The sequence below is a fragment of the Sphingosinicella soli genome (assembly GCF_014199685.1).
In the GTDB taxonomy this organism is placed as follows: Bacteria; Pseudomonadota; Alphaproteobacteria; order Sphingomonadales; family Sphingomonadaceae; genus Sphingosinicella; species Sphingosinicella soli.
This window is the reverse complement of the sequence record NZ_JACHNZ010000023.1, coordinates 23514-48689: the sequence shown is the minus strand read 5'-3', so window position 1 is coordinate 48689 and position 25176 is coordinate 23514. Positions and strand designations below refer to the sequence as shown.

Here is a 25176-nt window from a genome sequence, read left to right as displayed (position 1 = left end):
ATCCGGGGCATGATATTGCCCTCTGCATTTGCGACGAGGTCGCTACCTCGATCTCAAACGCAGCGGAATAACCGGTAATGGATACTATGCTGAACAACTCGGAAGCCGATATCTGGGAAAAAGCGGATCGCCATCTGCTGAAATACATGGGCGTGGGCGGTGCTTTCACCTCGTTCATTCCAACCCGGGCCGAGGGGTCGTGGCTCTACGACGATACCGGGCGCAAAGTGCTTGACTTCACCTCCGGGCAGATGAGCTCCGTGATCGGGCACGCTCATCCGGATCTTGTTGAGGCTGTACGGCAAGCCGCCGGTACGTTGGACCATCTGTTCAGTATGATGATCTCCAAGCCGGTCGTGGATTTGGCTGCCGCCCTGGCGGAACTGGTGCCCGCTCTTCCGCGTGCGATGTTTCTGTCTACGGGCGGGGAATCGGTCGAAGCGGCGATTCGGCTCGCGAAGGTCATTACGGGCAAATGGGAAATCGTCGGCTTCGCCCAATCGTACCATGGATCGACCGGGGCTGCGGCGTCGGCAACGTATTCCCTGGGACGAAATGGCCAGGGGCCGCTGATGCCGGGATCTTTCGCCATCCCCGCGCCAAACCCCTATCGGCCGCGATTTGCCGGAGTGACGTGGCAGCAGGAACTCGACGACAGCTTCGACCTTCTGGATCGTCAGTCCACCGGCAATCTCGCCGCCTTCATCGCGGAGCCGGTTCTCAGCACGGGCGGCATCATCGACCTCCCGCTCGGGTATCTCGCGGCACTGAAGAAACATTGTGAACGACGCGGCATGCTCCTCATCCTCGACGAGGCGCAGACAAGCCTGGGTCGCACCGGAGAGATGTTCGCCTTCGAGCGCGACGGGGTTGTGCCGGACGTGCTCCTGCTTTCGAAGACGCTCGGTGCCGGTATGGCCATGTCATCGGTTCAGACGTCGGATGCGATCGCGGAAGAGGCCGAGCGGCGCGGGTTCTTTTTCGTCACCACGCACGTCAATGATCCGCTGCCCGCCGCTGTCGCCTTGAAGGTCCTAGAGATTGTTCAGCGCGATCAGCTTGTCGAACGATCGAGGGTTCTCGGCAGCCGTCTAAGACAAGGATTGCAGAACCTGATGCAACGACACCAATGCATCGGCGACGTTCGCGGCAGGGGTCTGTTGCTTGGGATGGAGTTCATTCCGTTCAAGGGCAAAAGCGCGACTGATCTTGCCCGGGAAGTTACCGAGGTTGCGCTGGAGCGCGGTTTGTTTGCAAACATCACCGGTGCATATTCAGCCGGCATTCTGCGGTTTGCTCCACCAATCAACTCGACTGACGAGGAGATTGATTTCGGCGTGAGCGTTCTCGATGCTTCCATTTCCCAAGTCGCGGAGTCTGCGGGCAAATAAAGCCCCCGTCGGGCGTACAAGGGGTCAGGAGACCTGCATGCACGAATATACGGACGTAGGATTTGAGGTCGTCGGGAACGTTGCCGTTGTGGAGATGAGGCGACCGCCGCACAACTTCTTCGACGTCGCGCTGATGGACGCGCTCGCTCAGCTTTTCGAAGACATAGATGAAGACGCTTCACTTCGCGCGATCGTTCTGGCGGCGCAGGGGACCGCGTTCTGCGCCGGCGCAGACTTCAACACGCCGGGCGGCCCGTCCCGAGATATCTACCCCGCCGCAGCACGACTGTTTGCGACGCGCAAGCCCATCATCGCTGCAATACAAGGCCCCGCCGTCGGGGGTGGCTTCGGACTGGCGCTCGTTGCAGATTTCCGGGTTGCAGCTCCGGAGGCCCGATTTTCCGCGAACTTCGTGAAGCTGGGTATCCACCCGGGCTTTGGCCTGACACATACCCTTCCCCGTTTAATCGGCATGCAGAAAGCATCGCTCCTCATGTACACGGGTCGGCGTCTGAATGGGGAGCAGGCGCTGGCTTGGGGGCTTGTCGATGAGCTGGTTGATCAGTCGGATTTGCGTGAGGGTGCGCTGAAGTTAGCAGGCGAAATCGCCGAGGCAGCGCCGCTCGCCGTCATCTCGACACGCGCAACGCTGCGCCATGGTCTCGCCGATGCGTATCGCACGCAGGTTCGGCACGAAAGCGACGAGCAGACCAAGTTACTGGCCACTGCGGATGCGCGCGAAGGAATGGCCGCAGTCGCTGAACGGAGACCTGGTCGCTTCATCGGCGCTTGACCTGATAAAGGCAGCCCTCGCCCTACGCATAATTCACTGAGAACCGGCAGCACGTGCAGTTTGCCGAACATCACCGGCGCCGTCAGATACAGCTGGCCCCGCGGCACGGATCGGCCGCCCATGGCGACCTGTTCGGCTTCCCGCAAATCGATGAGAATCCGGCGTGCGCGTTCCAGGAATGCCGCTCCGTCGTCCGTCAACGAGACCGCGCGGGTCGAACGGTGAAAAAGCCTCACACCCAGATGATGCTCGAGAGAGGCAATCGCGCGCGTGATCGCCGGCGGTGAGGTAGCGAGCGCGCGGGCTGCAGCCGCAAAGCTTCGCTGATCAGCGACCGCTACGAAGGCAGTGAGGGTTTCGAAGCGATCCATAATTCTAAAAAATGAAACAGTGAATGCCAATATTTGATTATTATCGTGCGAAATGCAATGCGCTATCTACCGGTTCATGGCACAGACATTCCTTCACACGATGTTCGGACCCCGCAGCCGCGCGCTTCAGGAGGCCGCCGGTTCACGCGCATCCTATGCCCGCATGGAGGCCGGCGCCGGGGACATCGATGTCCTCACCGACCGTGAAATCGAATTCATCCTCGCGCGCGACAGCTTCTACATGGCGAGCATGAGTGAGGGTGGCTGGCCTTACGTCCAGCATCGCGGCGGGCCTTTCGGCTTCCTGCGCAGAATCCAGGGCAACCGCATCGGCTTTGCGGATTATAGAGGCAATAGGCAGTATCTCTCGGCTGCGAACCTGGCGGCCGACGATCGTGCCGCCTTGTTCCTGATGGATTATCCAAATCGCCGGCGGCTCAAACTTATCGGCCATGCGCACGGCAGTGACGATCCTGCGGACATCGCGGCGCTTATGGCGCCGGATTACGGAGCAGTGCCTGAACGTGCCTTCCTGATCGACGTGGTCGGGTTCGACTGGAATTGCCCCCAACACATCACTCCGCGCTTCACCGAAGCCGAGATCGAGCGTGGCACGCAGCCATTGCTTGATGAGCTTGCAAGGTTGCGCGCCCGGGTCGAGGAATTGGAAGGAAACAGACATGACTGATAAGCTCACGATCGGCGTCCATCATATTGGACTGACGGTGCCGATCTCGATCAGGCGCGAGGCTTCTTCTGCTGGCTGCTCGGCTTTGATGACGTCGGCGGCGTCCCGGCCTATCCTTCGATCTTCGTGTCCGATGGCACAATCCTCCGGCCCCTCTGGCGTGCGGCCTTCTAAATTGATCTGCCGCTCCGCGTATCGGCTGTCTTGCGAGAAAATATTGACCGCTGTGAAAGGGCTCCCGGTGCCGGGAGATGGCCTCAAACGGAATGGAAAAGGGTAACGTTAATTTCTGCCCCGGCACAAAGTAGCCGATGCCTGTCGTTGTGCCAACTTAACTGAAAATTATGGTTGCGAATAAAGACGCACTATTCCCTGTCACGACAAGTCAACTTTCGTTCAGGTGACTTCTCAGTGTGTTGCCTTCGTATTCGGTGCGGAACAGGCCGCGTTCCTGCAGGATCGGCACGACGGACCGGGTAAAGGTTTCCATTGCGCTCGGCGATGTCGTCGACATGACGACGAAGCCGTCGCAACCGTCTGCGCGAAAAATGCCGCCCATCCAGTCCGCGATGTCTTCAGCCGTTCCCACGATCTCTGGACACAAGGCATTGCAGGCGTATCGACGCGCGGCTTCCACGATGCTGAGATTTTCCCCTGCGGCTGCGATCTTCAGAATGTCCATTGCTCCGCTTGAACCGCCTTCCGCCGACAGGTCGCCCAGCGACATTCCCGGCTTCAGTTTTGTAAGGTCGAAGCCGATCGACATGGATGTGCGGGCAAGCGCGACGTCATCATCGACCAGACTGTACAGGTAGGCCTGCTTTTCCTTGGCGATACTCCGCGTTTCTCCGACGATCGGCTGAAAAGAAGGCAGAATAGCGCAGGCATTGGCGGGCCTGCCGAAAGCGGCCATGCGACCATGCATGTCCTTGTAGAATGCCTGCATGTTCGCCAGCGAGTGCTGGTACGTAAACAGAATCTCCGCCCATCGTGCAGCAAACTGCCGCCCGCGCTCGGAAGACCCGGCCTGCATGATAACGGGTCTGCCCTGCGGGCTGGGCGGCACGGTGAGGGGGCCCTCTGTCTTTACATGCTTCCCTTCATAGGTGAGGTGCACGAGCTTGTCTGGATCGATGAAGAGTCCGCGCTTCTTGTCGGCAACGAGGGCATCGGGCGGGAAACTGTCCCACAGCTGCATGCATGCCTCGATGACCTCGTCGGCGCGGTCGTACCTTTCGTTCTTGGGAAGCAGCCCGGGCATCCCGTAGCGGTGGGCTTCCTGATCCGAAACGGAGGTCACGACGTTCCACGCGATACGTCCGCCGCTGAGCACGTCGAGCGTGCCGAGCGCGCGGGCGATGCCAAAGGGCTCAAACAGGCTCGTGGAAATCGTGATGCCGATGCCGAGTTTTTCAGTTGCGCGAGCAACCGACATCGCAAGGGGGACTGGATCGAGCAGATAGACGTCCCCGCCCTTGCGGGTCATCTGCTCGTTGTAGAACGTCTGCGCGTCGGCAAAGAAGATGGCGTCGAACCGGCCGTTCTCGAGTGTCCGCGCAACCCGGTCCCAGCATGCTGGATCGAGATAGTCAGCATGGGCTTCCGGGTGGCGCCAGCCTCCAACCAAAGGGCCGGAATGGTTGAGGCCAACGAGGTGCATTTTTTTCATTGTCTACGCCCTTTCTGCTGGTCGTCGATGTCGGGATGTCAAAACGAGGCCGGCTTCGGAATAGGCAGCCATGCATCGGCGTCGGCGCTGCGCCCCGCCTTGAAATAGCAGATCGATGCGCAGAGGCCGGCGATTATCACAACGGGGAGCAGTGCATAGCGGAGTGACTCAGTCTGACCGACGATTGGTGCAAACGTATCGCTCAGAATGCCGATGGAAAGAGAGCCGATGCCGAGTCCGAGCTGCATGAGAAGGAACAGGATGGCCGATGCTTTGGCATGGCTGTCTTCGGGCGTCACGTCCTGAACAAAAGCGAGAAGTGCGCCGTAGCACGATATCGTAAGAAAAATGACGATTGCCAGCATTCCCAGAGTGATGGCGGCGGAGCTTGACAGGCAGGCAACCGTATAGGCCAGCGATATGCAAATTGTGACGGCTGTTCCAAGATATTGGGGCGAACCAACCGACCTCTTGCGCAGCCGCGTGGCAAAGACGGTCCCCACCACGATGCCGGCGAGACCGAGGATGCCATAGCCGATGCCGAGGAACCACGAAATGTGCAGCTGACTCATTGCGAGTGATCGTGACAGGAAGAGCGGCAACCATTGTACGGTCGATTCGGTCAGAATGGTGTGCAGAATGGCCGCGCCCATTGCCCAGCGGAAACTCTTGATCCTGAACAATGCCGGAAACTCGCGAAGATCGGTGAGCTTCATCGCGCGGTTCGCGCGGTTGGGTGTTTCCCGCAAACTGATGAGAACGCATGCGGCGACGACAAGACCCAGTGCGCCGGCACAATAGAACGCTACGCGCCAGCCGAACCAGGCGCTGATGCTTCCGATGAGAATATAGGCGCCGAGCATGCCGAACACGCCGGCGGTTGCATAAACCGAGTTCGCCCATTGGCGCCTAGGACCATCGAAATGATCGGCGATCAGTGAAAGCGACGGGGGCGCGGTTCCGCCTTCTCCAATGCCGACGCCGAGGCGGGCGATGAACATCGACCAGAAGCCCTGGGCTGCTCCACAGCCTGCTGTCATCACTGAAAAGAGCGCAACACAAAAACCGATCAGCCTGATCCGGTTGAGCCGGTCCGCCACGACCGCTGCGATCAGGCTGACGAGGGCATAGACGACTGGAAAGGCGATGCCGGTCAATTGACCGATCTGCGTGTCGGTAAGAACGAAATCGCGATTGATTTCAGGCAGAAGCAACGCGAAAATCTGCCGATCCATATAGCTGACGACATATACGGCAGTGATCATGACCAGCACGAGGATCGCCGACTGCTGTCTCGCCGGACTGCACTCCGTCGGCTCGACAACGACCGCTGACGAAACTTTCAATCCTTCAGAAAACGCCGCTTCTGTCTGGCCGCTCATCATAGGCAGGAACTCTGGCACCGCACGACACAGCTCCGTTCTTATAAGGGCCGTGGGCCAGCCCAATCGCCCCCGGAAGTCAGGGAACCGCCGAGAGTCTCTCCTGCTCGTGCCATCGGACTCGCAAACGACAGGCAGAACAATGACGACGATATTCGCATGCGTCAACATTATATTCGCAATGTTCACAAAAATGACCAATCGGTATATCCTTTTAGACTGATAGATGCGCTGCGTTTGATTCTGTTGAGAACATCAACGAAAAACCGGCTTGCGATCATACCAATTGGTATATATTCAAACCCTGAGGAAGTTGAATTAGATTTGGACGCCCGGTCTGATTCGAAGCGAATGACATTGCTGGAGGGACGTGCACCATGGAGTTCGGGATTTTTCTGCCGTCTGCGCGCAACGGGTTCATCATCTCGGAAACGTCGCCGCAGTATTCGCCAAGCTATCCGATGATCCGCGAGATCGCGCAGGCGGGCGAGGAAAGCGGCTTTTCGTTTGCACTTTGCCTGTCGTGCCTTCGCGGTCTCGGCGATGGCGGCCCCACCGGCTTTTGGGACGACGCGCTCGAGGCGATGACCGAGATGGCGGCGCTTTCCCGCGACACGACGTTCATGAAACTGATCGGCTCCGTGAACATCCTGGCGGTGCATCCGGCCCTTGCCGCGCGCATGGCGATGACGATCGATTCGGCAAGCGACGGACGCTTCCTGCTCAACATCGTGCCGGGTGGCTGGCATCCAAAAGAGCTTGAGGTTCTAAATACGTGGCCCGGCTATGACTACAACAGCTATCGCTGGGAGTACGCCGGAGAATATTGCCAAGTCGTGCGCGACCTTTGGGAGAAAGGCGTGACGAACTTCAAGGGTAAACACTTTCAGTTCGAAGACCTCCGCATGGGGCCGCGCCCGCCGCGGCACATCGACATCGTCTGCGCCGGCACGTCGGACAAGGCGATCGAGTTCACGACGCGCTACGCCGACTACCAGTTCCGCCTTGCTTTCGGCGGCAAGGAGAAGCTGGCAGAGGTAATGAAAAAATATCATGCCCAGCTCGAAACAGCCGGCCGTTCAATCAAGGCCTATGCCGCGCTCGGCGTCGTCATCGCAGATACGGACGAGGAAGCGCAGGCGCGCCTTCGCGACTTTGAGGAGCATCCCGACCGTGCGGCCATAAACTACATGGTAGCACAGGCGTCCACGGACAGTGGCGCCACGTCCCACAATATTGTCAATGTCGAAATGGGGGACATGGTGCGCATGTCGACCGATTTCATCGCCGGCTCGCCCGCGACGATCGCGAAGGAACTCGACAAGTGGGCGGAAGTTGAGGGGGTGGAGGGCTACATGCTCATCTTCCCGGACTATGTCGAGGACATCAAGCGGATGGGCGAGGAGGTGTTTCCGCTGATGAAGAATTTCACCCCGCCGATCCACGCTTAGCCGACGGTGAAGCCAACCCGGCGGTCGGTCATGCAGGCGTTCGACGTGATCGTGGTCGGCGGCGGCACTGCGGGGTGCGTGCTCGCTGCGCGGCTGAGTGAGGATCCGGTCCGGCGCGTGTTGCTGCTCGAAGCCGGCGGCGACGACCGGCTTCCTGAAATCGAGAACCCGACAGCTTGGCCCGCAACACTCGAATCCGCTTCTGACTGGAATTATGCGACGATACCGCAGCGCGTGACAGGGCGGTCCTATCCCTGCCATCGGGGCAAGGTGCTGGGTGGCTCGAGTTCAATTAACCTGATGACCCATATTCGTGGGCATGCTCATGATTTCGATCGTTGGGCGGAACTGGGCGCTGAAGGTTGGGACTACGAATCGGTTCTTCCTTTTTTCAAACGATCCGAACATGTGCCTGACGGTGATCCCCACTATCGCGGGACGGGAGGTCCGCTCACGCCTCGGCCGGTGGAGAACCCGCACCCTTTGGCGCTCGCCTATATCGACGCGGCACGGTTGGCCGGCCACGCTGTTGTGAAGGACCTGAACGCTGCATCGCTGATGGGAGCGAGCCGGCAGGACGTTTTGATCGCGGGTGGGAGGCGTCAGAGCACGGCAACGGCGTATCTACGACCGGCTATGGGCCGGCCGAACCTGGTCGTAGAGACGGGCGCGTTCGTGCGCCACCTGACATTTGACGGCGCGCGCTGTACAGGACTTGGCTACCAGATGTCAGGGACGGCACTTCACGCGGAGGCAGCCGAGGTGATCCTCTGCGCCGGAGCGATCGATTCGCCGCGTTTGCTGCTGCTGTCCGGTATCGGCGCTGCCGCGGAGCTGAATGCACTGGGCATTCCCGTGGTAGCCGATCTTCCCGGTGTCGGTCGCAATCTGCAGGATCATGTCCTGCTTGCCGGCATTCGTTATCACGCATCAAAACCGTTGCCGCCGCCGTCTGGAAATCTGGCGGAATCGACGTTATTCATGAAAACCGATCCAGGGCAGAGCCGGCCTGAACTGCAGATCGTGCATGTTCAGGTGGATTATCACACGCCCTGGCAAAGGCCGGTCGCGAACAGCTTCACCTTCGGCATCGGCCATATGCGCCCGCGCAGCCGCGGCAGCATATCCCTGCGCGACAGCGATCCGCGCACGGCACCATTGATCGACTTCGATTATCTCAGTCATCCTGACGAAGTCGCGCAGTTAATATCCGGCGTCGAGGCTGTTCACAGGATGACCCGCACGGATGCCTTCGAAGAATGGGGTGGGTACTCCGGAACGGACGCACTCCTGTCGCTTGACCGCCACGATCTCGAACAGACGATCCGGGACGGCCTCAGCACGTATTTCCATCCGGCGGGAAGTTGTCGCATGGGAACTGATGCATTGGCAGTCGTGAACCCTCAGTTGCAGGTTCATGGGATTGCCGGACTTCGCGTGGCTGATGCGTCCATTATGCCGGAGATCGTCTCGAGCAATACTGCTGCGGCGACTATAATGATTGCAGAGAAAGCAGCATCGCTCTTCGATTGATATCGATCCAATCGACTCATTCTGTGTAGGCGTCACAGGGCCATGCGAGCGAAAATCGATGGCCCACGCGCGCATCTCTGACCCTGTAGCGATATACCTAAAGGTATTACAAGTAAGTTTTTGATTGCCAGATAATACCTAATGGTATATTTTTCTAACATATAGATTTTGCAAGGGTGAGAGATGGCTGAAAATCAGGCGGTCGCGTTCAGCTTTCAGGTGGGCGCCGTAGGCGAACCCGGGACATCGGACGAGCAGCTGTACCGGGATGCGATTGAGGATGCGAAACTGGGGCAGTCACTCGGTTTTGAGGCGGTGTGGGTGATCGAGCATCACTTTACCGATTATTTCCCAACTCCAAATCCGGTCACGCTTCTCTCGTACATCGCTGCCGCATGCCCGGGGCTCGATCTGGGCACATGCGTTCTTGTCCTGCCATGGTACAATCCGCTGCGGCTGGCCGAAGAGCTCGCGATGCTGCAGATGCTGTCGGGGGCCAATCTTCACATTGGCATGGGCCGGGGCGTTGCGAAACTGGAATATGATGCGTTTGGCGTCGACATGTCGGAAGCGCGTGAACGTTTTCGCGAGGCTTACGAGATTATTGAGCTTGCGCTCAAGGGAGAGCCCTTCAGCTACAAGGGTGAATATCTGAGCGTCGACCGTACAATCACAGCGCGTCCCCGTCTTACCGGAAAACGCCCCAACTTCTATGGCGCGATTGGCAGTGCCAGCAGCGCCGGCCTGATGGCGGACCTGGGATTGCCACCGATCGCCATCGGCCAGTTTCCAGGAAAGGTTCTCGAATCCATTCAGTCCAACTGGAATGAAAGAGCGAAAGAGATTGGACTGCCTGCCGCGGAGACCCGCCCGATACTGGTTCAGTGCTACATTGGCGATACGGATGAAGAGGCCCGGCAAGAAGCAATCAAATACCTGCCATCTTACTTCCAGACGCAGGTCGATCACTATCAGGGCGATCTCACCAATTGGTCCGATATTACAGGCTATGAGCAATTCGAACGGACGTTTGCTAATCTGAAGAAACTCGCGAACCCAGACAATCTTGAGGATTTCCTGAGCTTCAACATCGTCGGCAGCCCGGATACCGTAGAGCGACGCGTTCGCGAATTCATGGAGATCGGGTTCAACCATATTATCGTGAACAACTGCACGCCCGGGGTTCCCAAATATGTGCGTCACCGGATGTTGAACCGGTTCGCAGCCGAGGTCATGCCGCGCTTTGAGGGGAGTTCCCGCTTGCAGAAGCGTTTGGCGCAGTAGTGATCCCCAACAGTTCGTACGCGTCGCCTGGAGATGCACGGCGATGAGTTGGCAATTACCGACTCTGCCGTTCTTCGAGGAAGAACATGCCCGGCTTGCGCTTGAGGTGCAGCGCTGGTGCGTTGAGCACCGCGAACTTCTGCACGACGCCAACGGGAGTTTCGCCGGCAGATGCCGCCGGATCGTGGCAAGCCTCGCTGCGGGCGGATTGCTGGAATATGTCCTTCCTAACTGTAATGACGGCGCCGTCCCTCGTTTCGACCAGCGCACGATCTGCATCGTCCGCGAAGCCCTGGCCTATGAGAGCAATCTGGCCGCGTCTCTGTTTGCCACGCAAGGGATCGGACTTTCACCCCTGACACTTTCCGATCATCTACTGCGCGAGCGCTATATCGATCGGGCTCGCCGCGGCGAATCCGTCAGTGCAATTGCGATCAGCGAGCTTCACAGCGCTTCTGATGTTGCATCCGTCGAGACGACAGCATCGCCTCAGCCCGGAGGTTATCGTCTCAACGGCGAAAAGGTGTGGATACAAAATGGGCATTTTGCCAATCACTATTTCGTGCTGGCGCGCTCCGCAGACCGGGATCGTCCGCCGCAAATCTCGGCCTTTATCGTCGATTCCGGCACACCGGGAATCCGCATTGATCGTGAAATTCCCATGATCGACGATTGCCCACTCTCCACTGTCGTATTCGACGATGTATTCGTTCCGGACAGTCAGCGGATTGGTGGTGAAGGGGACGGAATGCGCATGGCGATGGCCGGGTTTGATATGTTCCGGCCTTCCGTCGGGGCAGCCGCGATCGGCCTTGCAAAGCGCGCTCTTTCCGAGTGTGTCGTACGGGTCTCGTCACGGCGCATGTTCGGAACCCGCATGTCAGATCTGGATGGCGTGCAGACGCGTCTTGCCGAAATGCGCGCCGATATCGAGGCTGGCATGCTCGCGGTCTATAGTGCGGCGTGGACAGCGGATGTTATCGGTGGGCGTCGATCGACCGAAGCTGCGCTTGCCAAGCTGATCGCAACCGAGGCTGCCCAGCGCGTGGTCGATGCGGCGGTACAGCTGTTCGGCGCGGAGGGCGTAAGCGGTGAAAGCGTCGTTGGACGCCTCTACCGCGAACTCAGGCCCATGCGCATCTATGAGGGCGCATCCGAGATTCAGAAAAAGATCATTGCGCGCGGTATTCTCCGCGCCGGAGCCCCAACATGATCGAAGCTGTCATCGTCGATGCGCTGCGCACGCCCATGGGGCGTGGCAAGCCAGGCGGCGCATTGTCCGAAGTGCATCCGGTCGATCTGCTGGCAGGGGTGTTGAGGCAGATCGTCGACCGCAATGGACTCGATTCGGGCCTGATCGACGACGTTATCGTCGGTTGTGTCTCCCAAGCCGGAGAGCAAGCGAATACGCCGGGGCGCATGGCGCTCCTTTCAGCGGGGTTTCCAACTCATGTGCCGGCGACAACAATCGACAGGAAATGCGGATCGAGCCAGCAGGCCATCCAGTTTGCCGTCCAGGGGATCATGGCCGGCCATAATGAGATCGTGATTGCTGGCGGAATCGAATCCATGAGCCGCGTCCCATTGGGATCGGCCCGCATGGGTGCCGACATTTTCGGATATGGCGTGAGCGCGCGCTTTGCCCCCGGGCTTGTCTCGCAAGGCGTCGCCGCCGAACTGATCGCGCAGCGCTGGGGGCTTTGCCGCAGCCAGCTCGACGCTTATGCGGCGGCCTCGCACGCGCGTGCGGCAAGGGCACAGGACGCCGGCCTTTTCGATTCCGAGACCGTTTCCGTCGCTACGCCCGGCGGGATCATGTCGCGCGACGAAACGATCCGACCGGGAACCACCTCGGAAGCTCTTGCGGCACTGCGTACATCGTTCGTTTCCGCTGAGATGTCGGCGCGCTTCCCGGATATCGAATGGAGTGTCACAGCCGGAAACTCTTCGCAGCTGGCTGACGGTGCTGCTGCACTGCTCATCATGGCTGAGCCCGTTGCGCGCCGATTGGGCCTCACGCCAAGGGCGCGATTTGTCGCTTTCGATGTTGTGGGCGACGATCCACTGTTCATGCTGACCGCGCCAATCCCCGCAACGCGCCGAATTCTCGCCAAGAGCGGCCTTGGAATCGATTCGATCAGCCATTTCGAGGTGAACGAGGCGTTCGCGTCCGTGCCGCTCGCCTGGGCCGCCGAATTCGGCGCCGATCCGGACCGTCTCAACCCGCGCGGTGGTGCGATCGCACTTGGCCATCCTCTCGGCGCTTCGGGGGCACGGCTCATGGTCACGATGCTCCATGCGCTCGAACAGAACGGAGATCGCTACGGCTTGCAAACCATGTGCGAGGCCGGCGGAATGGCCAATGCGACAATCATCGAGCGTCTTTGAAGACGGGCCTTCAAAATCGCATCAGGGCTGCTCCGTGAATACGGGCTTGAGCGTTTCGGACAGGAACGTTGCCCAGTGCGCCTGAAGCGTCTCCGTAAACTCTCCGGTGAACATGAACACGATCCGCGTGCGGCGATCGGCGTCTGGCCAAGCCTTGAGCGCGACGGGAACGTGCAGGGTCGATTGAACCGCGTGGACCACAATCGGTTCTGCGCTGCCTTCGACATTTACGATGCCCTTCACCCGCAGCAGATTCTCGCCGAACGCGCGCTGCATTCGCCCCAGCCAGAGGTGAAGTTGGCGCCAGTCGAGCGGGGCGTCGGCAATGAGCGTGGCGGAGGCGGCCTCTGCCGTGTGTGAATGATGATGGACATGTGCGTTCTGGTTATCGCAGGTCACCGGTAGCGGGCGGACTCCTCTGGTCCATTCGCTGAGCATCGAGGGATACTGGTCTTCATTCAGGAAGAATGGGGAAAATATCCGGTCAATGGAGAGGGCAGGGTCCTTTCGAAGCCACTGAGTGGCATTGCCGTTGATTGTGCGCAGCGTTTCCTGAAGCGCGTGCACATCTTCTTTCTCCGCAAGATCGGCTTTCGTGATGATAAGCCGGTCCGCCAGCCGCGCCTGTTTGCGCGCTTCCCGATGACGTTCGAGTTGCTGCAGTCCGTGCACGGCATCCACGGTCGTGACGACCTGATCGAGCCAAAGGAAGCGCCCTCCGAGCGGATTGTCGAGGATAGCCTGCAGCACGAATTCAGGATCGGCGAGTCCTGACGTTTCGATGATGAGGCGCTTGAAGCGAGGGATATCGTCGCGCTCGCCATGGCGGAAAATCCGGGCAAGCGCGGCGCCGAGGTCGTCGCCTGCGAAGCAGCACATACAGCCGTTCGCAAGCACGATGACATCGTCGGGGGCCGCCTCAACGAAATTGTGATCGAGTGGAATCGATCCGAACTCGTTGATGGCGACCGCCGTATCGCTGAGCGACGGATTCTGCAACACCCAGTTGAGAAGCGTCGTCTTGCCGCTGCCCAGGAAGCCGGTCAGCAGCGAGAACGGCAGGTGACGGTCAAAATGCCCTTCCGGCGCCCATACCATCGGCCTGTACTTTCCTCAATCAACGTCCACGATTGGACCGCGCAGCTTTAGGTCTCGTCCGCGTTCTTCGCGGCGACTGCCTCGATCTGGACGCGCAGATTGGAGGCAAGGCCGAGCACGAAGCTGCAGCGCGCGGGGTAGGGGCCGGGATCGAACACGGCTTTATATGCAGTGATGAATTCGCCGCGATAGGTCTCATCACGCAGGTAGCAGGTTGTTTTAACGACATTGCGCAGGGTCAGGCCTTGTTCGGCAAGGATGATGCCAATGTTCTCAAGGCAAATGCGGACCTCGTCCGCTATAGTCTCGGCATCCGCGCGTCGCTTCATCGTGTTCTGATCGAGCGCGAGGCCGGCGGCATAGACGAACCTGTCGGTCGCCGTTCCGGACGAGAGGCCGGATCCGCTGTAGTCGCCGAGCTGCGGGGGATTGATGTATGTGATCATTGGTTCACCATCATGTCGAATGGACGATTGTAGAGAATGTCTTCCAGAACATCGCGCGGGATCGGAAGCGGCATGCCCAGATCGGCGATCGCGAGAAAGTCGTCGGCAGCCTGCCGGGGGTTGAACGACGGGAAGTCGGAGCCGAAGACGAGCCGGTCGGTGACGCGCCCCTCGATCGCGAGGCGCAGGCCCGTGTACATCTGCCACGTCTTGATCGGCAGCGTCGAGATATCCGCATAGACGTTGCGGTTCTTCATCATCAGCTCGACGGTCTCATTCATCCATGGCTTGCCGAAATGGGCGAGCAGAAGCTTGGTGTCCCGGAACTCGCGCGCGACCTTGTCCAGCAGGCTCGGGCTCGCATACTCGTGGAAACCGATGGGCGAGAACACGCTTGCCTGATGAAACATCAGAAAAATGCCGAGATCGGCCGCCGCGCGGTACACGGCGTAGCCCTCTTCCGAATGGGGGTGCCAGCCCTGGTACGGCGGCGACAGTTTGACACCATGCAGCCCCCATTCGCGGACAGCGGTCTTCAGCGCTTCCGCCGCGCCGGGCTGGGTGGGATCGACGCTTCCGATCCCGATGGCGCGATCCTTGTTCGCGTGCAGATAGGAGCCAATGAAGTCGTTGGGAACATGCATTCCCATGATGGCGATCTGGAGGCCGACGATAGCGAAGCGGTCGACTCCGGCTTCGTTCATCGTCCGTAGATGTTCCTTCGGATCGGCAGGCCCGAACGCGGGGCGCCCGACAAGTTCGGTGCCGCGTTGGGTCCAGACCGGGCCCGCGTGTTCCGGAAGATATATATGTGTATGCCAGTCCGTGAACGTGCGGACGGCCATCACGCGTTCGCTTTGGGCTGGACCGCGATGGCGTCGAGTTCAACCCGGCACCCACCCGCGATGCCGACAACGAACGTGCAGCGCGCGGGATAGGGACCGGGATCGAAGAATTCCTTGAAGGCACCCCAGAACTCGGCCCGATAGGAATCGTCGGAAAGGTACGCGGTGACCTTCACGATATCGCGCTTCGTGCATCCGGCTTCGGCGATGATCTCCTCGATCTCTTCCAGGCAGAGCCGGGTTTCGACGGGGACGGAAACCGCGTCGGCGCGGCGTTGCATCGTATCGAAATCGAACGCCATGCCGCCGGCGAACACCATGCCGTTCGCCGCAGCCCCGGGATTCAGGCCGTACTGCGGGAAGGGAGCATTTCGGGGATTGAGGAACTTGGTCATATCTGCTCCTGTGTTGCGTGCGGAAACCCTGGATGCCTGCCAACAGACACGGAAGGGTAAGCGCACTATCGGCATTTAAAACGATTTGAGCGCGGGGAGAACTTCCTTGCCGAAAAGCTCGAGCGACGATTCCAGGTCCGCGTTGCGGATACCGGGGAAGCCCATCTGCAAGAGCCAGTGCTTGACGTTGTGAGTTCGGGAAAGCCGGGTCATGCGTTCGATAACACTGTCGGGTGAACCGATCATCAGGTGATCGCGTTCCATCAGCAGGTCGAACATCGGGATTTCTTTAAAGCGAGGGTCATTCTGGTCCTCGTCGACGTCGAGCCACATGTTCGCGCGTCGCACGTAGTTCACGAACTTTGCAAATCCATCAATGGCGTCTTCTGTGACCTTCCGCGCCTCCGCGTCGGTCTTGGCGACAAAGGCCAGCCGCAGGACCGCGCAGCGTTCGCCGAGCGCCAGTTCCCTGTTATGAAGCGTCTTCACTTCGTTGCGATAGGTTTCGAACAGTTCTTTCAGTCCCTTGCCGGTCGGATACCAGGTGATCGCGCCAATATCGCGGCGCGCCGCACCCATGAACCCGCCCATGCTTTCGGTGACGACGTACATCGGCGGGGTGGGCTTCTGCAGCGGCTGCGGGACAATGCCAAGGCCACTGAGAATGCCGTTCTCATCCGGTGTATTGCAACCATGATCAACCGGGTTGTGATTCTCGATGGCGCCGAAGCCATGCTTGTACTTTTGGTTGGGGTAGGGGAACGTATAGCGTTCTCCCTTGAAATTGAACGACTTCATCGTCATCGCGGCCTTCAAGGCCTGGAAGTTTTCTTCGAATATGGCTTCGCTGGTTTCGGGGCCCTTGCTCCAGCGGTCCGCTGCGGGGTTGATGTTCATCACCTCGAAGTCGACGATGCCGCGCGCAAACGCCGGCTCAAGACGGCCGCCGCTGAAATGATCGAGCATGGAGAGATCTTCCGCGAGCCGGACCGGATGCCAAAGCGGCAACTGGACGGCCGCGAGGCCGAGGCGGATGCGCTCCGTCCGTGCTGCGAGGTCGGTGGCCAGCATGATCGGATTCGCACATGCGTCCACGCCGTCGGCATCGAAGTGGTGTTCGCCGAGCCAGATTCCATCGAAACCTATCTTGTCCGCCATGATGGCATGCCTGCGCGCGGCTTCCAGAACCTCGTGCCAGCTCATTTGGCCCGACCGGTTTGTCAGCGCGTAAAGCAGGTCGACTCTCATTTCCCTCGTCTCCGTCCCTCAAATGGCTTGGCATGATCGCGAGGCTCTGCGCGGATCAGCACAATTCAATACCGTTGAATAGCGTATGATACCGATCAGTTTTATGTCAAGACCAATCGATGCCAAGGGTCGGAAAGCCGCGACCTGCGTTAGCCGCAGTCAAGATGTGTAACGCTGGGTGAACACATGGGCGAACAAAGTCGAATCGGCGGCGTTTCCGACGGCTCCCAAAAAAAGGCGCCGTTGTCAGCACCCTCTTGATCCAGATTTATGGTGTGTGGTAGGCATTTAAAAATAAGGGTACCAAAATATACTGAATGGTTTCACAGCACAGAGCCCCATGCTGGCACGTGGGGTGTTGCGAAATGGAGAGTGTTTCGTGTTAGGAAATTTTGAGCTTCAGGGGCTGCCGGGTAGCGCGGAAGCGCTGCGGGCTCCGCTGCGGCAATTGCTTGCGAAGCACGTCGGGCATCTGCCTGTCGATGTCCGTGCCAGGTCATGGATGGGATTCGACCGATCTTTGAGCCGAACGCTCGGCGCCGCAGGCTATCTGGGTCTCACCCTGCCTCGTGAATATGGGGGACAGAACCTCGACCCCTTCTCTCGCTTTGTGATTGTCGAGGAACTGCTCGCGGTCGGCGCCCCCGTGGCGGAGCACTGGATCGCCGACCGCCAGTCGGGACCGCTCATTCTGCATTTCGGGACGGAAGCGCAGCGTGAACGCTATCTGCCTGGGATCGCCAAAGGCGAGCTTTGCTTTTGTATCGGGATGAGCGAGCCCGGCGCAGGCTCCGATCTCGCGAGCGTGAGAAGCCGGGCCGAACGTACGGACAACGGCTGGATACTGAACGGCCAGAAGATCTGGACGACCAACGCCCAGCATGCCGACTACATGATTGCGCTCGTGCGCACGTCGGGCACTGCGGCAGACCGGTCCGAAGGACTTTCCCAATTTATCATCGATCTCAAATCACCCGGCGTGACGGTACGGCCGATCAGAGATCTTGGCGGCGATGAGCACTTCGCCGAAGTTTTCTTCGAGAACGTCTTTCTCGCTGAGGACATGCTCGTCGGCAACGAAGGGGCCGGGTGGGCGCAAGTGACTGCCGAGCTTGCGCTCGAACGCAGCGGCCCGGAGCGCATATATTCAAGTGTCGTGCTTCTGGATGCCTGGATGGCACATTTGGAGGCCAACGGCCGACGGAACGAGGCCGGCACAACGCTTCTCGGACGCCTGACGGCGCAGCTCGCAACGCTTCGGGCCGTCTCCATCGCTGTCACTGCGCACCTCGCCGCAGGCGAGCGGCCGGTCGTTGAAGCATCGATCCTGAAGGATCTCGGTACGGGGTTCGAGCAGTCCGTGCCGGACCTGATTGCCGACGATCTGGCGAGCCATCCCGAGGAGGACGCTAGCGACGCACTTTTGCGGACATTGTTCTATCTCACGATGATGGCGCCAAGCTTTTCGCTGCGTGGCGGAACACGGGAGATATTGCGCGGCATCATTGCGCGCGGATTGGGGCTGCGGTGATGGACGATCTAGTGCTCGATCATTTCAGGAAGCTCCTGGAAGATGTCTGTTCTCCAAACGAAATCCGTGCCGTCGAAAACGGTGGCTCCACGGCGGTCATGTGGACGGCTTTTCAGGACTCGGGGTTTCTCGATGCCCTCATTCCCGAAGCGGACGGCGGCGCGGGTCTCGGCCTCGCCGATGTTGCGCCACTGTTTCTTGAACTCGGAGCGCACGCCGTGCCGCTGCCCGTTGCCGAAACGATGATCGGTCGCGCGCTTCTAGGCAAGGCTTCGATCACCTCGCCGTCAGGGCCACTCGCTCTTGCCGACCTGACGCTATCGCGGTCGGCGCTGGTGTTGTTCGCAGACCAAGCCACGCATGTACTCGCGGATTTGGGGGATCGTGCCGCGTTGTTTGAAATGGCAGGTTTCGAGGCTACCGTGCCGGATTCGCGCGGGTGGTGCGGCGCCCGACTCCGGATTCGGACGGATGCGGTTCCCGTTGCTGAACTCGGCCAGCCTCGTCCCGGATTGCGGGCCATCGGCGCCGTGGCTTGCGCCGCGCAAATCGCCGGCGCGACGCGACGCGTCCTCGATATGTCGGTCGCCTATGCGGGCGAGCGTGTCCAGTTCGGAAAACCGATCGGGAAGCAGCAAGCCGTCCAGCAGAATCTGGCGGTGATGGCCGAACATGTTGTGATGGCTGGGATGGCAACGCAAATCGGCTGCGCCGATGGCCTTGACCCGACGCTAGAAGCCGCCGCCGTTGCAAAGCAGGTAGCAAGCGCTGCTGCGGCGGCGGTCGCGGATATCGCGCACGCCATCCACGGTGCCATCGGCATCAGCGAGGAGTATGATCTGCAGCTGCTGACCCGGCGCCTGCACGCGCTTCGCCTGGCGCACGGGTCGGAAAGCTGGTGGGCCAAGGCGCTAGGCGTCGCGCGACTTGAGCAGGGATCGACATCGACCGTGGATTACATCCGCGCGATCGGTGCAGTATGAAAAGGAACAACTGTGACTGACCTGCTCCTCACGGAAAAAACCGGCAGTATCCTCACCATCATACTGAATGCGCCCGAACGCCGTAATCCGATCTCGGATTTGCCGATGGTCGATGCGCTGTGTGAGGCTTTCAAGGCGGCCGATACCGACCCGGAGGTCCACGCGGTCGTACTCACAGGTGCGGGCAAGGCATTTTCCTCGGGCGGCGATGTCAAGAAGATGGTGGCAGGTGCCGGGCTAAGAGATGCACTGCCTGTCAACACCCGCTCGAACTACAGGGAGGGAATTCAGCGTCTTCCGCTGATGTTCCAGTCCATTGACGTTCCGGTCGTCGCTGCCATCAATGGTCCGGCGATCGGAGCAGGCTGTGATCTTGCGTGCATGTGCGACGTCCGCATCGCGTCCGAGACCGCAGTTTTCGCCGAAAGTTTCGTGAAAGTGGGACTCGTCCCCGGGGACGGCGGTGCATGGCTGCTGCCCCGGATCGTGGGCTTTTCCAAGGCCTGCGAGCTTGCGCTCACCGGCGAGACGATCGATGCTGCCGAGGCGCTGCGGTGCGGCCTCGTATCCCGTGTCGTTGCCCCGGATCAGTTGATGACAGCAGCCAGCGACGTCGCACTGAAGATTGCCGCCAATTCCCGGCCGGCGACGCGGCTCACGAAACGCCTCCTGCGGGAGGGCCAAACGACAACGCTCCTCACGCTTCTGGAGCTCTCAGCAGCTTTCCAGGCACTTGCGCACATGACAGACGAGCATGAGCAAGCCGTTCATGCTTTCATCAACCGGGATACGCCGGTCAGGAAATGAGGTGACAGGTCGCGAGGATCCTGGCCGCGTGCTGATGTCTGTCTTTGATTCTCGCGGGGCAAGACGGAGGGCGGAAATATGCTGACGGGATCGCATTCCTCCGACGGTACGGTCTCCGTGGTGAAGCCCGGCAACGGACTGCGCTGGTATCAGATGTTCTTTCTTGCAATGGGTATTCCGGGTACGGTTTTTACGCTTTTCGGCTACACGCTCGGCAAGGTGGGAACGGTGCCCGCAGTGGCGCTCTGGACGGTTGCCGGAATCTTTGCGCTGGTGCAGAATCTCCTCTGGCTGAGGCTCGCCAAAGCGCTCGGTTTCCAGAATGGCGGCCTTGCCCTGTTCGCTGCGGAAGCCTGGAAGGGGCGCGTTCCTCTTGTCGCGCCGGCGGCATCGATGGGTTATTGGTTGGCTTGGGTCGTCACTCCGGCCGTGATGGCGCAGATCGCCGCAGCGTTCATCATTGAAAGATGGTTCCCCGGCTTTGACATCGCGCTGGGCTTCGCCGGGTTCCAACTGCATTTGGCCAATTTTCTGGCGATTGGCATTGTCGTGATCTTCGCCCTTGCGAATCTGCGCGGTGTCGAAGCCTTGTCTGGATTCGCGTATCTGAGCGGTATCAGTTTGCTGGTGCCGATCGGACTTTGTCTTGCAGCGCCCTTTGTGGTTCCTGACTGGTCCTTTTCCGCACGTCTAATGCAGCCGCTTGCCGTGCTTGATCTGGAAACGCAGGTACAGGCGCTCCTCGCCTGGATGCTCATGGTCTGCGCGTCGGCCTACGCCTCGGAGATGGTCATCACCTTTGCAGGGGAATATCGTTCCCCGCGCGACATGAAAACGGCGACAATTGCGATCAGCCTGTTCAGCATCGTCGTGTTCTCGGTCGTTCCCCTCAGCATGGCCGGCATGATCGATTCCACGGCCTTTGCGTCCAACCCGGCCGGTGCTTTCGTTCACCTGTTTGTCGAGCTGACCTCGTTCGGCTACGCAGCGGATGCGGTCGTGATCATACTGGTGGCGAACATGCTCGTCGCAACCAACGGCGCGATAGCCGATTCGGCGCGGGGGCTCTGGTCGAATGCAAAGGAAGGCTTTGTTCCAAAGCCGCTTGGCCGCCTCAATCGCCACGGTGTGCCGGGACGAGCCATACTGTTCGGCCTCCTGCTCGAGGTGGTTTTGCTGGCGACCGAGACGTCGCCGGTGGGCATGGTTGCGACGGGCACGATCGGTTACATGACGGCAACTGTCCTCAGTCTCTCGGCGTTCCTGATTCGTACGCCGACCGGAACGGCGCCATCGTGGCGCCTCGCGGCAGCAAGCCTGCTGGTCGTTAATCTCGTGATTTTCTTCGTCGGTGTCTATGCGTTCTCGCTCACCGGTTACGGAGGGCCGCGTGAGATTGTCATCGGTTTCCTCATACTGCTGGCCTCGGTTGTGTTCTTCGCCTGCCGCCGAACGCCGGCGATAAAATCTCGCCCATGAATGTGGAGAATTCCATGCAAGGCTACCCACTTCTGGCCCTGGCCATCGTCTGCGAGGTGATCGCCACGTCCTGCCTGAAATTGTCGGATGGCTTCACGAGGCTGGTGCCTTCGGCGATCACTGTCGTCTTCTACGGCATCTCGTTCTTTGTTCTGTCGCTAACGCTGAAATTCATTCCCGTGGGCGTCGCCTATGCAATCTGGTCAGCCCTCGGCATCGTCCTGATATCGATGGTCGGCTACGTGGCCTTCGATCAGAAGCTCGATATCGCGGCAATGGTCGGCATGGCACTGATTATCGTTGGCGTGCTCGTGGTCAGCGTGATTTCAAAAGCGGGGAACTGATCGCCGGAAATCAATCGCCGACAGCGACGGTTTTGGGCTTTCTGTCGCTTTTGACGATGATCGGTGGCGCATGGCGATCGATGATCAGAGTGCCGATCATTTCGACGAACAAGATGGCCGCGACGAACGCTAGAAAGACGAAGGGCGATGGTTCGAGAAAAATGAGCCAGCCTCCGATGAGCGTGCTTGCAAGACCGCCAAGTCGGCCGACGCTGTTCGCCCAGCCAAGTCCGGTCGCGCGGGCGCGGACAGAATAGGCATGGACAGAAAGTGACCAAAGGCTGGCGGTGGCGCCCGATACACCCCAGTAGGCAAGACAGGCTCCAGCGAGGACCATCAGCGGCGCCGGAATAGGCCCGGCTGCCCCTTCGCCCAAGGTTGACAGCCCGGCGATCAGCACAGCGGCAGACGGTACGAGCAGCATAAGGCCAAATGTTCTGCGCGACCCGAGGCGCGGATAGATGAGCGCGGCAAGGACGAGGCCGACGATTCCCGCGAGGTTCATGTAGAAGGAACCGCGGATCGCCTCCGCCTGCTCCGTGCCGAGCATGGTGAGCAGCATGGGCAGCCAGTTCATCACGAGATACGCGACCGTGAAGTTGCAAAAGAAAGCAAGCCAGAAACCTGCTGTGACACGCCGGTTTCGGGCGGCGAGTATGGAATCCCGTTCGCTATGGTCTGTGGTCTGCGCCGACTCTTCATTTCCCATGACGATGTCGGCCTCGGATACACTTCCCTTACTGATGCGCGCCACTATCTGCCGGACCAGCGTATGACGTCGATCGTCCCTGGCCATGAACGCGAGCGATTCCGGCAGGCTGAAATACATCACGACGGCAATCACCAGCGGCAGAATGCCCGCAGCAAGGAAAGTCATCCGCCAGCCCAGCGCGGGGATCAGGTACGCCGAGATGGCTGACCCGATCAGTCCACCGATGGGAAGGCCGAGCGTGAGCAGCGCAATGGCCTTCGCGCGAACACGCAGGGGCGTCCACTCGCCCACGAGCACCGCGGCGTTAGGATAGGCCGCCCCGAAACCGATGCCCGCAATGAAGCGCAGCGCAGTCAGCTGCCAGAGGTTGCTTGCGAGTGAGGCAAGGCACGTCGTGACACTGAAAATCACGACGGCGAGGATCAGGGTCGGACGCCGCCCGATGCGGTCTCCAAGCGAGCCGCCGACCGCGCCGCCGATCGCCATTCCGACCATGACGGCAGCGAGCATTGGCCCCATCGCAGATACCGCGAGGCCCCATTCCTCCCGTATCGCCGGTGCAGCGAAGGCCGCCAGCTGGATGTCGAAACCTTCCAGTATGAGCGCCAGTGTGACGAGAGCGACGACGCGCAATTGCGTGGTCCCGAGTGGGGCGTTGTCAAGGACGTCCTGAATTGTTGCCTTCATGTCGCCGCCGCCTCCAAACCCACGGACAGATACCTACCGGTTTTCTCTCTTACTTAACGGTACGAAGAGAAACGGGGTAATGCAAGAATGCAGAGGGCTGAGCATGTCAGGTCTTCCCGCTCTTTACAGTCAGCCGCTCGACGACGCGCCGTGCCGAAAGCACCGCACCTTCCTGCCAGTGACCGGAGTAGGCGGAAAGATAGGAACCTGCGAAGGAGAACGGGCCGTCGCCTTCGTTAAGCGCTATCGCGGATTTAGGATCATTTCCGGTAGCGCCCCACTCGATCCACGCGCCCTCGCTGTAGGGGACGCGCCGCCAGTTGACGACGACCGGCTTTTCGAGATCTTTTCCATGTCCGGGATGCATACGTTCGATAACGCGCCGTGCTGTCTCTATCCTCTCTCCGAGGGGGAGCGCCGCGAGACGGGATCCGAGGTCATCCCAGCCGTAAGCAGCGACCAGAACCTGACGAGGCGATTGAAAACTGCCGCTTGGATACCAGATGACCCCCGTGTCGCCGTCGACATAGCTGTTGCCGCCATAGATCTGCTGCCGTTCCCAGAAGGGGATGCTTTCGAACGCAACCTTCACGGCATCCGAATAGTTTGCTTCGGCGATCGCCCTTGCGACGGCCCGGCTGAAGTCGTGCCGCGCTTTTCTGAGGACGGGAAGAGGGGCCGTTATGACCGCGTGGTCGGCCTCGACGGTTTCGAAGCGCTCCGTTGCCATGTTGCGATAGACGATACGGACACCGTCGCCTTGCCGCCGGATTTCTTGCACGTCGGCGTGCAGCCGCACTGGATTACGCAGTCGTCCGGCGAGGGCGAGCGGCAGTCTGTCCATACCGCCGACTGGCTGGAGCATTGTGGGCTGCATGAGGATATCCTCCTCATAAAGTAGCGTCGTCAGTTGCACGTCTGCCAGCAGCGAATCGAGCGTCAGCGGCTCAACGGGCGCAGGCTGTTCCGCCACGGTCGCGCCCGGCATGCGCGCGTAGCCCGAGCGCGTTGTCCCCAGAAATCGACTGTCTGCCGAAAGGTCGCCGTAGAGCCTGAGAAATTCTGACAGTCGACTCCGAACTGCCGGCGGCAGCGTCCGGTCGAGCCCGCCTGTGCGCAGTGCTGATTCCAGCAAGGCGGAGAGGTGTCCTCGCAGATCGTTCGCCGCCTGCCTCAACCTTATCTGGTCCGTTCTCCCGCCTGCGCGCGTCCGGAGCAGCAGGTTGCCTCGGCTTTCGTTGACGAGAACTTCGAGCGAAACGCCCAGTTCGCGCGCGTAGCCGAGAATATGATCGTGATGGCTGGGGATGCGCCCCGCGCCGGCATTCAGGTAGTTGCTGCAGGAAAACCCGACCTGCTGCTCCTCCTCGCCGATGTGGCTGACCTTGTCGCCCCCGCGCAGGGCCCAAATGATGCCGCCGACCCTGTCGCGTGCTTCAAGGATGGTGACGTCAATGCCGGCTTTCTGCAGCTCATAGGCGGCCGAAAGGCCTGCCCAGCCAGCGCCGACGATCACGACGCTACGGACCGCGGACGGCCCTCGCGCAGCGACGGGCTTCGAAAACAGCGCTGACGCGGCAGCCGCGCCGAACGTGGTAAGAAATTTGCGGCGGTGCATGCAACTCTCGTTTGAGACGAGGGGGCGTCGTCG

22 protein-coding genes and 1 pseudogene are annotated in these 25176 nt (G+C 60.1%); 13 read left to right on the top strand and 10 right to left on the bottom strand.

From position 1 onward, the window contains the following. Positions 1–86 precede the first annotated feature (86 nt). Together GGQ98_RS10960 and GGQ98_RS10955 are read left to right on the top strand one after the other, a co-directional pair. Positions 87–1391, top strand: coding sequence for an aspartate aminotransferase family protein (locus GGQ98_RS10960; protein WP_184069390.1), 1305 nt, complete (start codon positions 87–89; stop codon positions 1389–1391). Positions 1392–1428: 37 nt separating this feature from the next. Continuing rightward, a complete protein-coding gene (locus tag GGQ98_RS10955) occupies positions 1429–2184 on the top strand; it encodes an enoyl-CoA hydratase/isomerase family protein (RefSeq protein ID WP_184069388.1) in 756 nt (251 codons plus the stop codon). 197 nt (positions 2185–2381) lie between these two features. On the opposite strand, the pseudogene GGQ98_RS18395 reads toward GGQ98_RS10955, so the two are convergent. Further along, a pseudogene (locus tag GGQ98_RS18395) lies at positions 2382–2555 on the bottom strand (helix-turn-helix domain-containing protein); the annotation flags it as partial. Positions 2556–2631: 76 nt separating this feature from the next. On the opposite strand from GGQ98_RS18395, the gene GGQ98_RS10945 reads away from it, so the two are divergent. Next, complete coding sequence (locus GGQ98_RS10945; RefSeq protein WP_184069386.1) at positions 2632–3243, top strand: pyridoxamine 5'-phosphate oxidase family protein; 612 nt, start codon at positions 2632–2634, stop codon at positions 3241–3243. A gap of 385 nt (positions 3244–3628) precedes the next feature. Here GGQ98_RS10945 and GGQ98_RS10940 read toward each other — a convergent pair whose 3' ends face one another. Then, a complete protein-coding gene (locus tag GGQ98_RS10940; protein ID WP_184069384.1) occupies positions 3629–4912 on the bottom strand; it encodes an NtaA/DmoA family FMN-dependent monooxygenase in 1284 nt (427 codons plus the stop codon). A 38-nt stretch (positions 4913–4950) separates the two neighbouring features. After that, the gene (locus GGQ98_RS10935; RefSeq protein ID WP_184069382.1) at positions 4951–6294 is read right to left on the bottom strand and encodes an MFS transporter; all 1344 of its coding nucleotides are present in this window, start codon (positions 6292–6294) and stop codon (positions 4951–4953) included. Positions 6295–6671: 377 nt separating this feature from the next. Between GGQ98_RS10935 and GGQ98_RS10930 the strand changes: the two genes are divergently transcribed. The 5 genes from GGQ98_RS10930 (at position 6672) to GGQ98_RS10910 (ending at position 12950) form a co-directional block, all read left to right on the top strand. Next, positions 6672–7745, top strand: coding sequence for an LLM class flavin-dependent oxidoreductase (locus GGQ98_RS10930; RefSeq protein ID WP_184069380.1), 1074 nt, complete (start codon positions 6672–6674; stop codon positions 7743–7745). 30 nt (positions 7746–7775) lie between these two features. After that, the gene (locus GGQ98_RS10925; protein WP_184069378.1) at positions 7776–9278 is read left to right on the top strand and encodes a GMC family oxidoreductase; all 1503 of its coding nucleotides are present in this window, start codon (positions 7776–7778) and stop codon (positions 9276–9278) included. A gap of 183 nt (positions 9279–9461) precedes the next feature. After that, the gene (locus GGQ98_RS10920; RefSeq protein WP_184069376.1) at positions 9462–10562 is read left to right on the top strand and encodes an LLM class flavin-dependent oxidoreductase; all 1101 of its coding nucleotides are present in this window, start codon (positions 9462–9464) and stop codon (positions 10560–10562) included. A 43-nt stretch (positions 10563–10605) separates the two neighbouring features. Beyond that, positions 10606–11775 carry an acyl-CoA dehydrogenase family protein gene (locus GGQ98_RS10915; protein ID WP_184069374.1) on the top strand — a complete coding sequence of 390 codons (1170 nt, stop codon included), beginning with the start codon at positions 10606–10608 and terminating at the stop codon, positions 11773–11775. Continuing rightward, positions 11772–12950, top strand: coding sequence for a thiolase family protein (locus GGQ98_RS10910; RefSeq protein ID WP_184069372.1), 1179 nt, complete (start codon positions 11772–11774; stop codon positions 12948–12950). Before GGQ98_RS10915 ends, GGQ98_RS10910 begins: the two co-directional genes overlap by 4 nt. 21 nt (positions 12951–12971) lie before the next feature. Here GGQ98_RS10910 and GGQ98_RS10905 read toward each other — a convergent pair whose 3' ends face one another. From GGQ98_RS10905 to GGQ98_RS10885, 5 genes are all read right to left on the bottom strand, one after another. Continuing rightward, entirely contained in the window at positions 12972–14048 is a 1077-nt protein-coding gene (locus GGQ98_RS10905; RefSeq protein ID WP_184069370.1) for a CobW family GTP-binding protein, read from the bottom strand. Positions 14049–14095: 47 nt separating this feature from the next. After that, the gene (locus GGQ98_RS10900; RefSeq protein WP_184069368.1) at positions 14096–14494 is read right to left on the bottom strand and encodes a RidA family protein; all 399 of its coding nucleotides are present in this window, start codon (positions 14492–14494) and stop codon (positions 14096–14098) included. Continuing rightward, positions 14491–15339: an amidohydrolase family protein gene (locus GGQ98_RS10895; RefSeq protein WP_184069366.1), complete on the bottom strand. Its 849-nt coding sequence runs from the start codon at positions 15337–15339 to the stop codon at positions 14491–14493. Before GGQ98_RS10895 ends, GGQ98_RS10900 begins: the two co-directional genes overlap by 4 nt. Further along, entirely contained in the window at positions 15339–15734 is a 396-nt protein-coding gene (locus GGQ98_RS10890; protein ID WP_184069365.1) for a RidA family protein, read from the bottom strand. The genes GGQ98_RS10895 and GGQ98_RS10890 overlap by 1 nt, the downstream gene beginning before the upstream one ends. Positions 15735–15809: 75 nt before the next feature. Continuing rightward, a complete protein-coding gene (locus GGQ98_RS10885; RefSeq protein WP_184069363.1) occupies positions 15810–16982 on the bottom strand; it encodes an LLM class flavin-dependent oxidoreductase in 1173 nt (390 codons plus the stop codon). Positions 16983–17322: 340 nt separating this feature from the next. Here GGQ98_RS10885 and GGQ98_RS10880 point away from each other — a divergent pair, with 340 nt between their 5' ends. The 5 genes from GGQ98_RS10880 (at position 17323) to GGQ98_RS10860 (ending at position 22126) form a co-directional block, all read left to right on the top strand. Then, complete coding sequence (locus GGQ98_RS10880) at positions 17323–18513, top strand: acyl-CoA dehydrogenase family protein (protein WP_184069361.1); 1191 nt, start codon at positions 17323–17325, stop codon at positions 18511–18513. An 11-nt stretch (positions 18514–18524) separates the two neighbouring features. Then, complete coding sequence (locus tag GGQ98_RS10875) at positions 18525–19496, top strand: acyl-CoA dehydrogenase family protein (RefSeq protein ID WP_341534195.1); 972 nt, start codon at positions 18525–18527, stop codon at positions 19494–19496. Between the two features lie 12 nt (positions 19497–19508). Further along, complete coding sequence (locus tag GGQ98_RS10870; protein ID WP_184069357.1) at positions 19509–20303, top strand: crotonase/enoyl-CoA hydratase family protein; 795 nt, start codon at positions 19509–19511, stop codon at positions 20301–20303. A gap of 78 nt (positions 20304–20381) precedes the next feature. Beyond that, a complete protein-coding gene (locus GGQ98_RS10865; RefSeq protein WP_184069355.1) occupies positions 20382–21782 on the top strand; it encodes an APC family permease in 1401 nt (466 codons plus the stop codon). Positions 21783–21796: 14 nt separating this feature from the next. Further along, positions 21797–22126: a DMT family transporter gene (locus GGQ98_RS10860; protein ID WP_184069353.1), complete on the top strand. Its 330-nt coding sequence runs from the start codon at positions 21797–21799 to the stop codon at positions 22124–22126. 10 nt (positions 22127–22136) lie between these two features. On the opposite strand, the gene GGQ98_RS10855 is transcribed toward GGQ98_RS10860, so the two are convergent. Beyond that, the gene (locus tag GGQ98_RS10855) at positions 22137–23525 is read right to left on the bottom strand and encodes an MFS transporter (protein ID WP_184069351.1); all 1389 of its coding nucleotides are present in this window, start codon (positions 23523–23525) and stop codon (positions 22137–22139) included. Between the two features lie 106 nt (positions 23526–23631). Next, positions 23632–25143 (bottom strand): flavin monoamine oxidase family protein, encoded by a 1512-nt coding sequence (locus GGQ98_RS10850; RefSeq protein ID WP_184069349.1) that lies wholly within the window; start codon positions 25141–25143, stop codon positions 23632–23634. Positions 25144–25176 lie beyond the last annotated feature (33 nt).

Excerpts from the sequence above, each read along its gene's own strand:
- GGQ98_RS10960 (WP_184069390.1), top strand. The coding sequence starts at position 87 with ATGCTGAACAACTCGGAAGCCGATATCTGGGAAAAAGCGGATCGCCAT.
- GGQ98_RS10955 (WP_184069388.1), top strand. The coding sequence starts at position 1,429 with ATGCACGAATATACGGACGTAGGATTTGAGGTCGTCGGGAACGTTGCC.
- GGQ98_RS10945 (WP_184069386.1), top strand. The coding sequence starts at position 2,632 with ATGGCACAGACATTCCTTCACACGATGTTCGGACCCCGCAGCCGCGCG.
- GGQ98_RS10940 (WP_184069384.1), bottom strand. The coding sequence starts at position 4,912 with ATGAAAAAAATGCACCTCGTTGGCCTCAACCATTCCGGCCCTTTGGTT.
- GGQ98_RS10935 (WP_184069382.1), bottom strand. The coding sequence starts at position 6,294 with ATGAGCGGCCAGACAGAAGCGGCGTTTTCTGAAGGATTGAAAGTTTCG.
- GGQ98_RS10930 (WP_184069380.1), top strand. The coding sequence starts at position 6,672 with ATGGAGTTCGGGATTTTTCTGCCGTCTGCGCGCAACGGGTTCATCATC.
- GGQ98_RS10925 (WP_184069378.1), top strand. The coding sequence starts at position 7,776 with ATGCAGGCGTTCGACGTGATCGTGGTCGGCGGCGGCACTGCGGGGTGC.
- GGQ98_RS10920 (WP_184069376.1), top strand. The coding sequence starts at position 9,462 with ATGGCTGAAAATCAGGCGGTCGCGTTCAGCTTTCAGGTGGGCGCCGTA.
- GGQ98_RS10915 (WP_184069374.1), top strand. The coding sequence starts at position 10,606 with ATGAGTTGGCAATTACCGACTCTGCCGTTCTTCGAGGAAGAACATGCC.
- GGQ98_RS10910 (WP_184069372.1), top strand. The coding sequence starts at position 11,772 with ATGATCGAAGCTGTCATCGTCGATGCGCTGCGCACGCCCATGGGGCGT.
- GGQ98_RS10905 (WP_184069370.1), bottom strand. The coding sequence starts at position 14,048 with ATGGTATGGGCGCCGGAAGGGCATTTTGACCGTCACCTGCCGTTCTCG.
- GGQ98_RS10900 (WP_184069368.1), bottom strand. The coding sequence starts at position 14,494 with ATGATCACATACATCAATCCCCCGCAGCTCGGCGACTACAGCGGATCC.
- GGQ98_RS10895 (WP_184069366.1), bottom strand. The coding sequence starts at position 15,339 with ATGGCCGTCCGCACGTTCACGGACTGGCATACACATATATATCTTCCG.
- GGQ98_RS10890 (WP_184069365.1), bottom strand. The coding sequence starts at position 15,734 with ATGACCAAGTTCCTCAATCCCCGAAATGCTCCCTTCCCGCAGTACGGC.
- GGQ98_RS10885 (WP_184069363.1), bottom strand. The coding sequence starts at position 16,982 with ATGAGAGTCGACCTGCTTTACGCGCTGACAAACCGGTCGGGCCAAATG.
- GGQ98_RS10880 (WP_184069361.1), top strand. The coding sequence starts at position 17,323 with ATGCTGGCACGTGGGGTGTTGCGAAATGGAGAGTGTTTCGTGTTAGGA.
- GGQ98_RS10865 (WP_184069355.1), top strand. The coding sequence starts at position 20,382 with ATGCTGACGGGATCGCATTCCTCCGACGGTACGGTCTCCGTGGTGAAG.
- GGQ98_RS10860 (WP_184069353.1), top strand. The coding sequence starts at position 21,797 with ATGCAAGGCTACCCACTTCTGGCCCTGGCCATCGTCTGCGAGGTGATC.
- GGQ98_RS10855 (WP_184069351.1), bottom strand. The coding sequence starts at position 23,525 with ATGAAGGCAACAATTCAGGACGTCCTTGACAACGCCCCACTCGGGACC.
- GGQ98_RS10850 (WP_184069349.1), bottom strand. The coding sequence starts at position 25,143 with ATGCACCGCCGCAAATTTCTTACCACGTTCGGCGCGGCTGCCGCGTCA.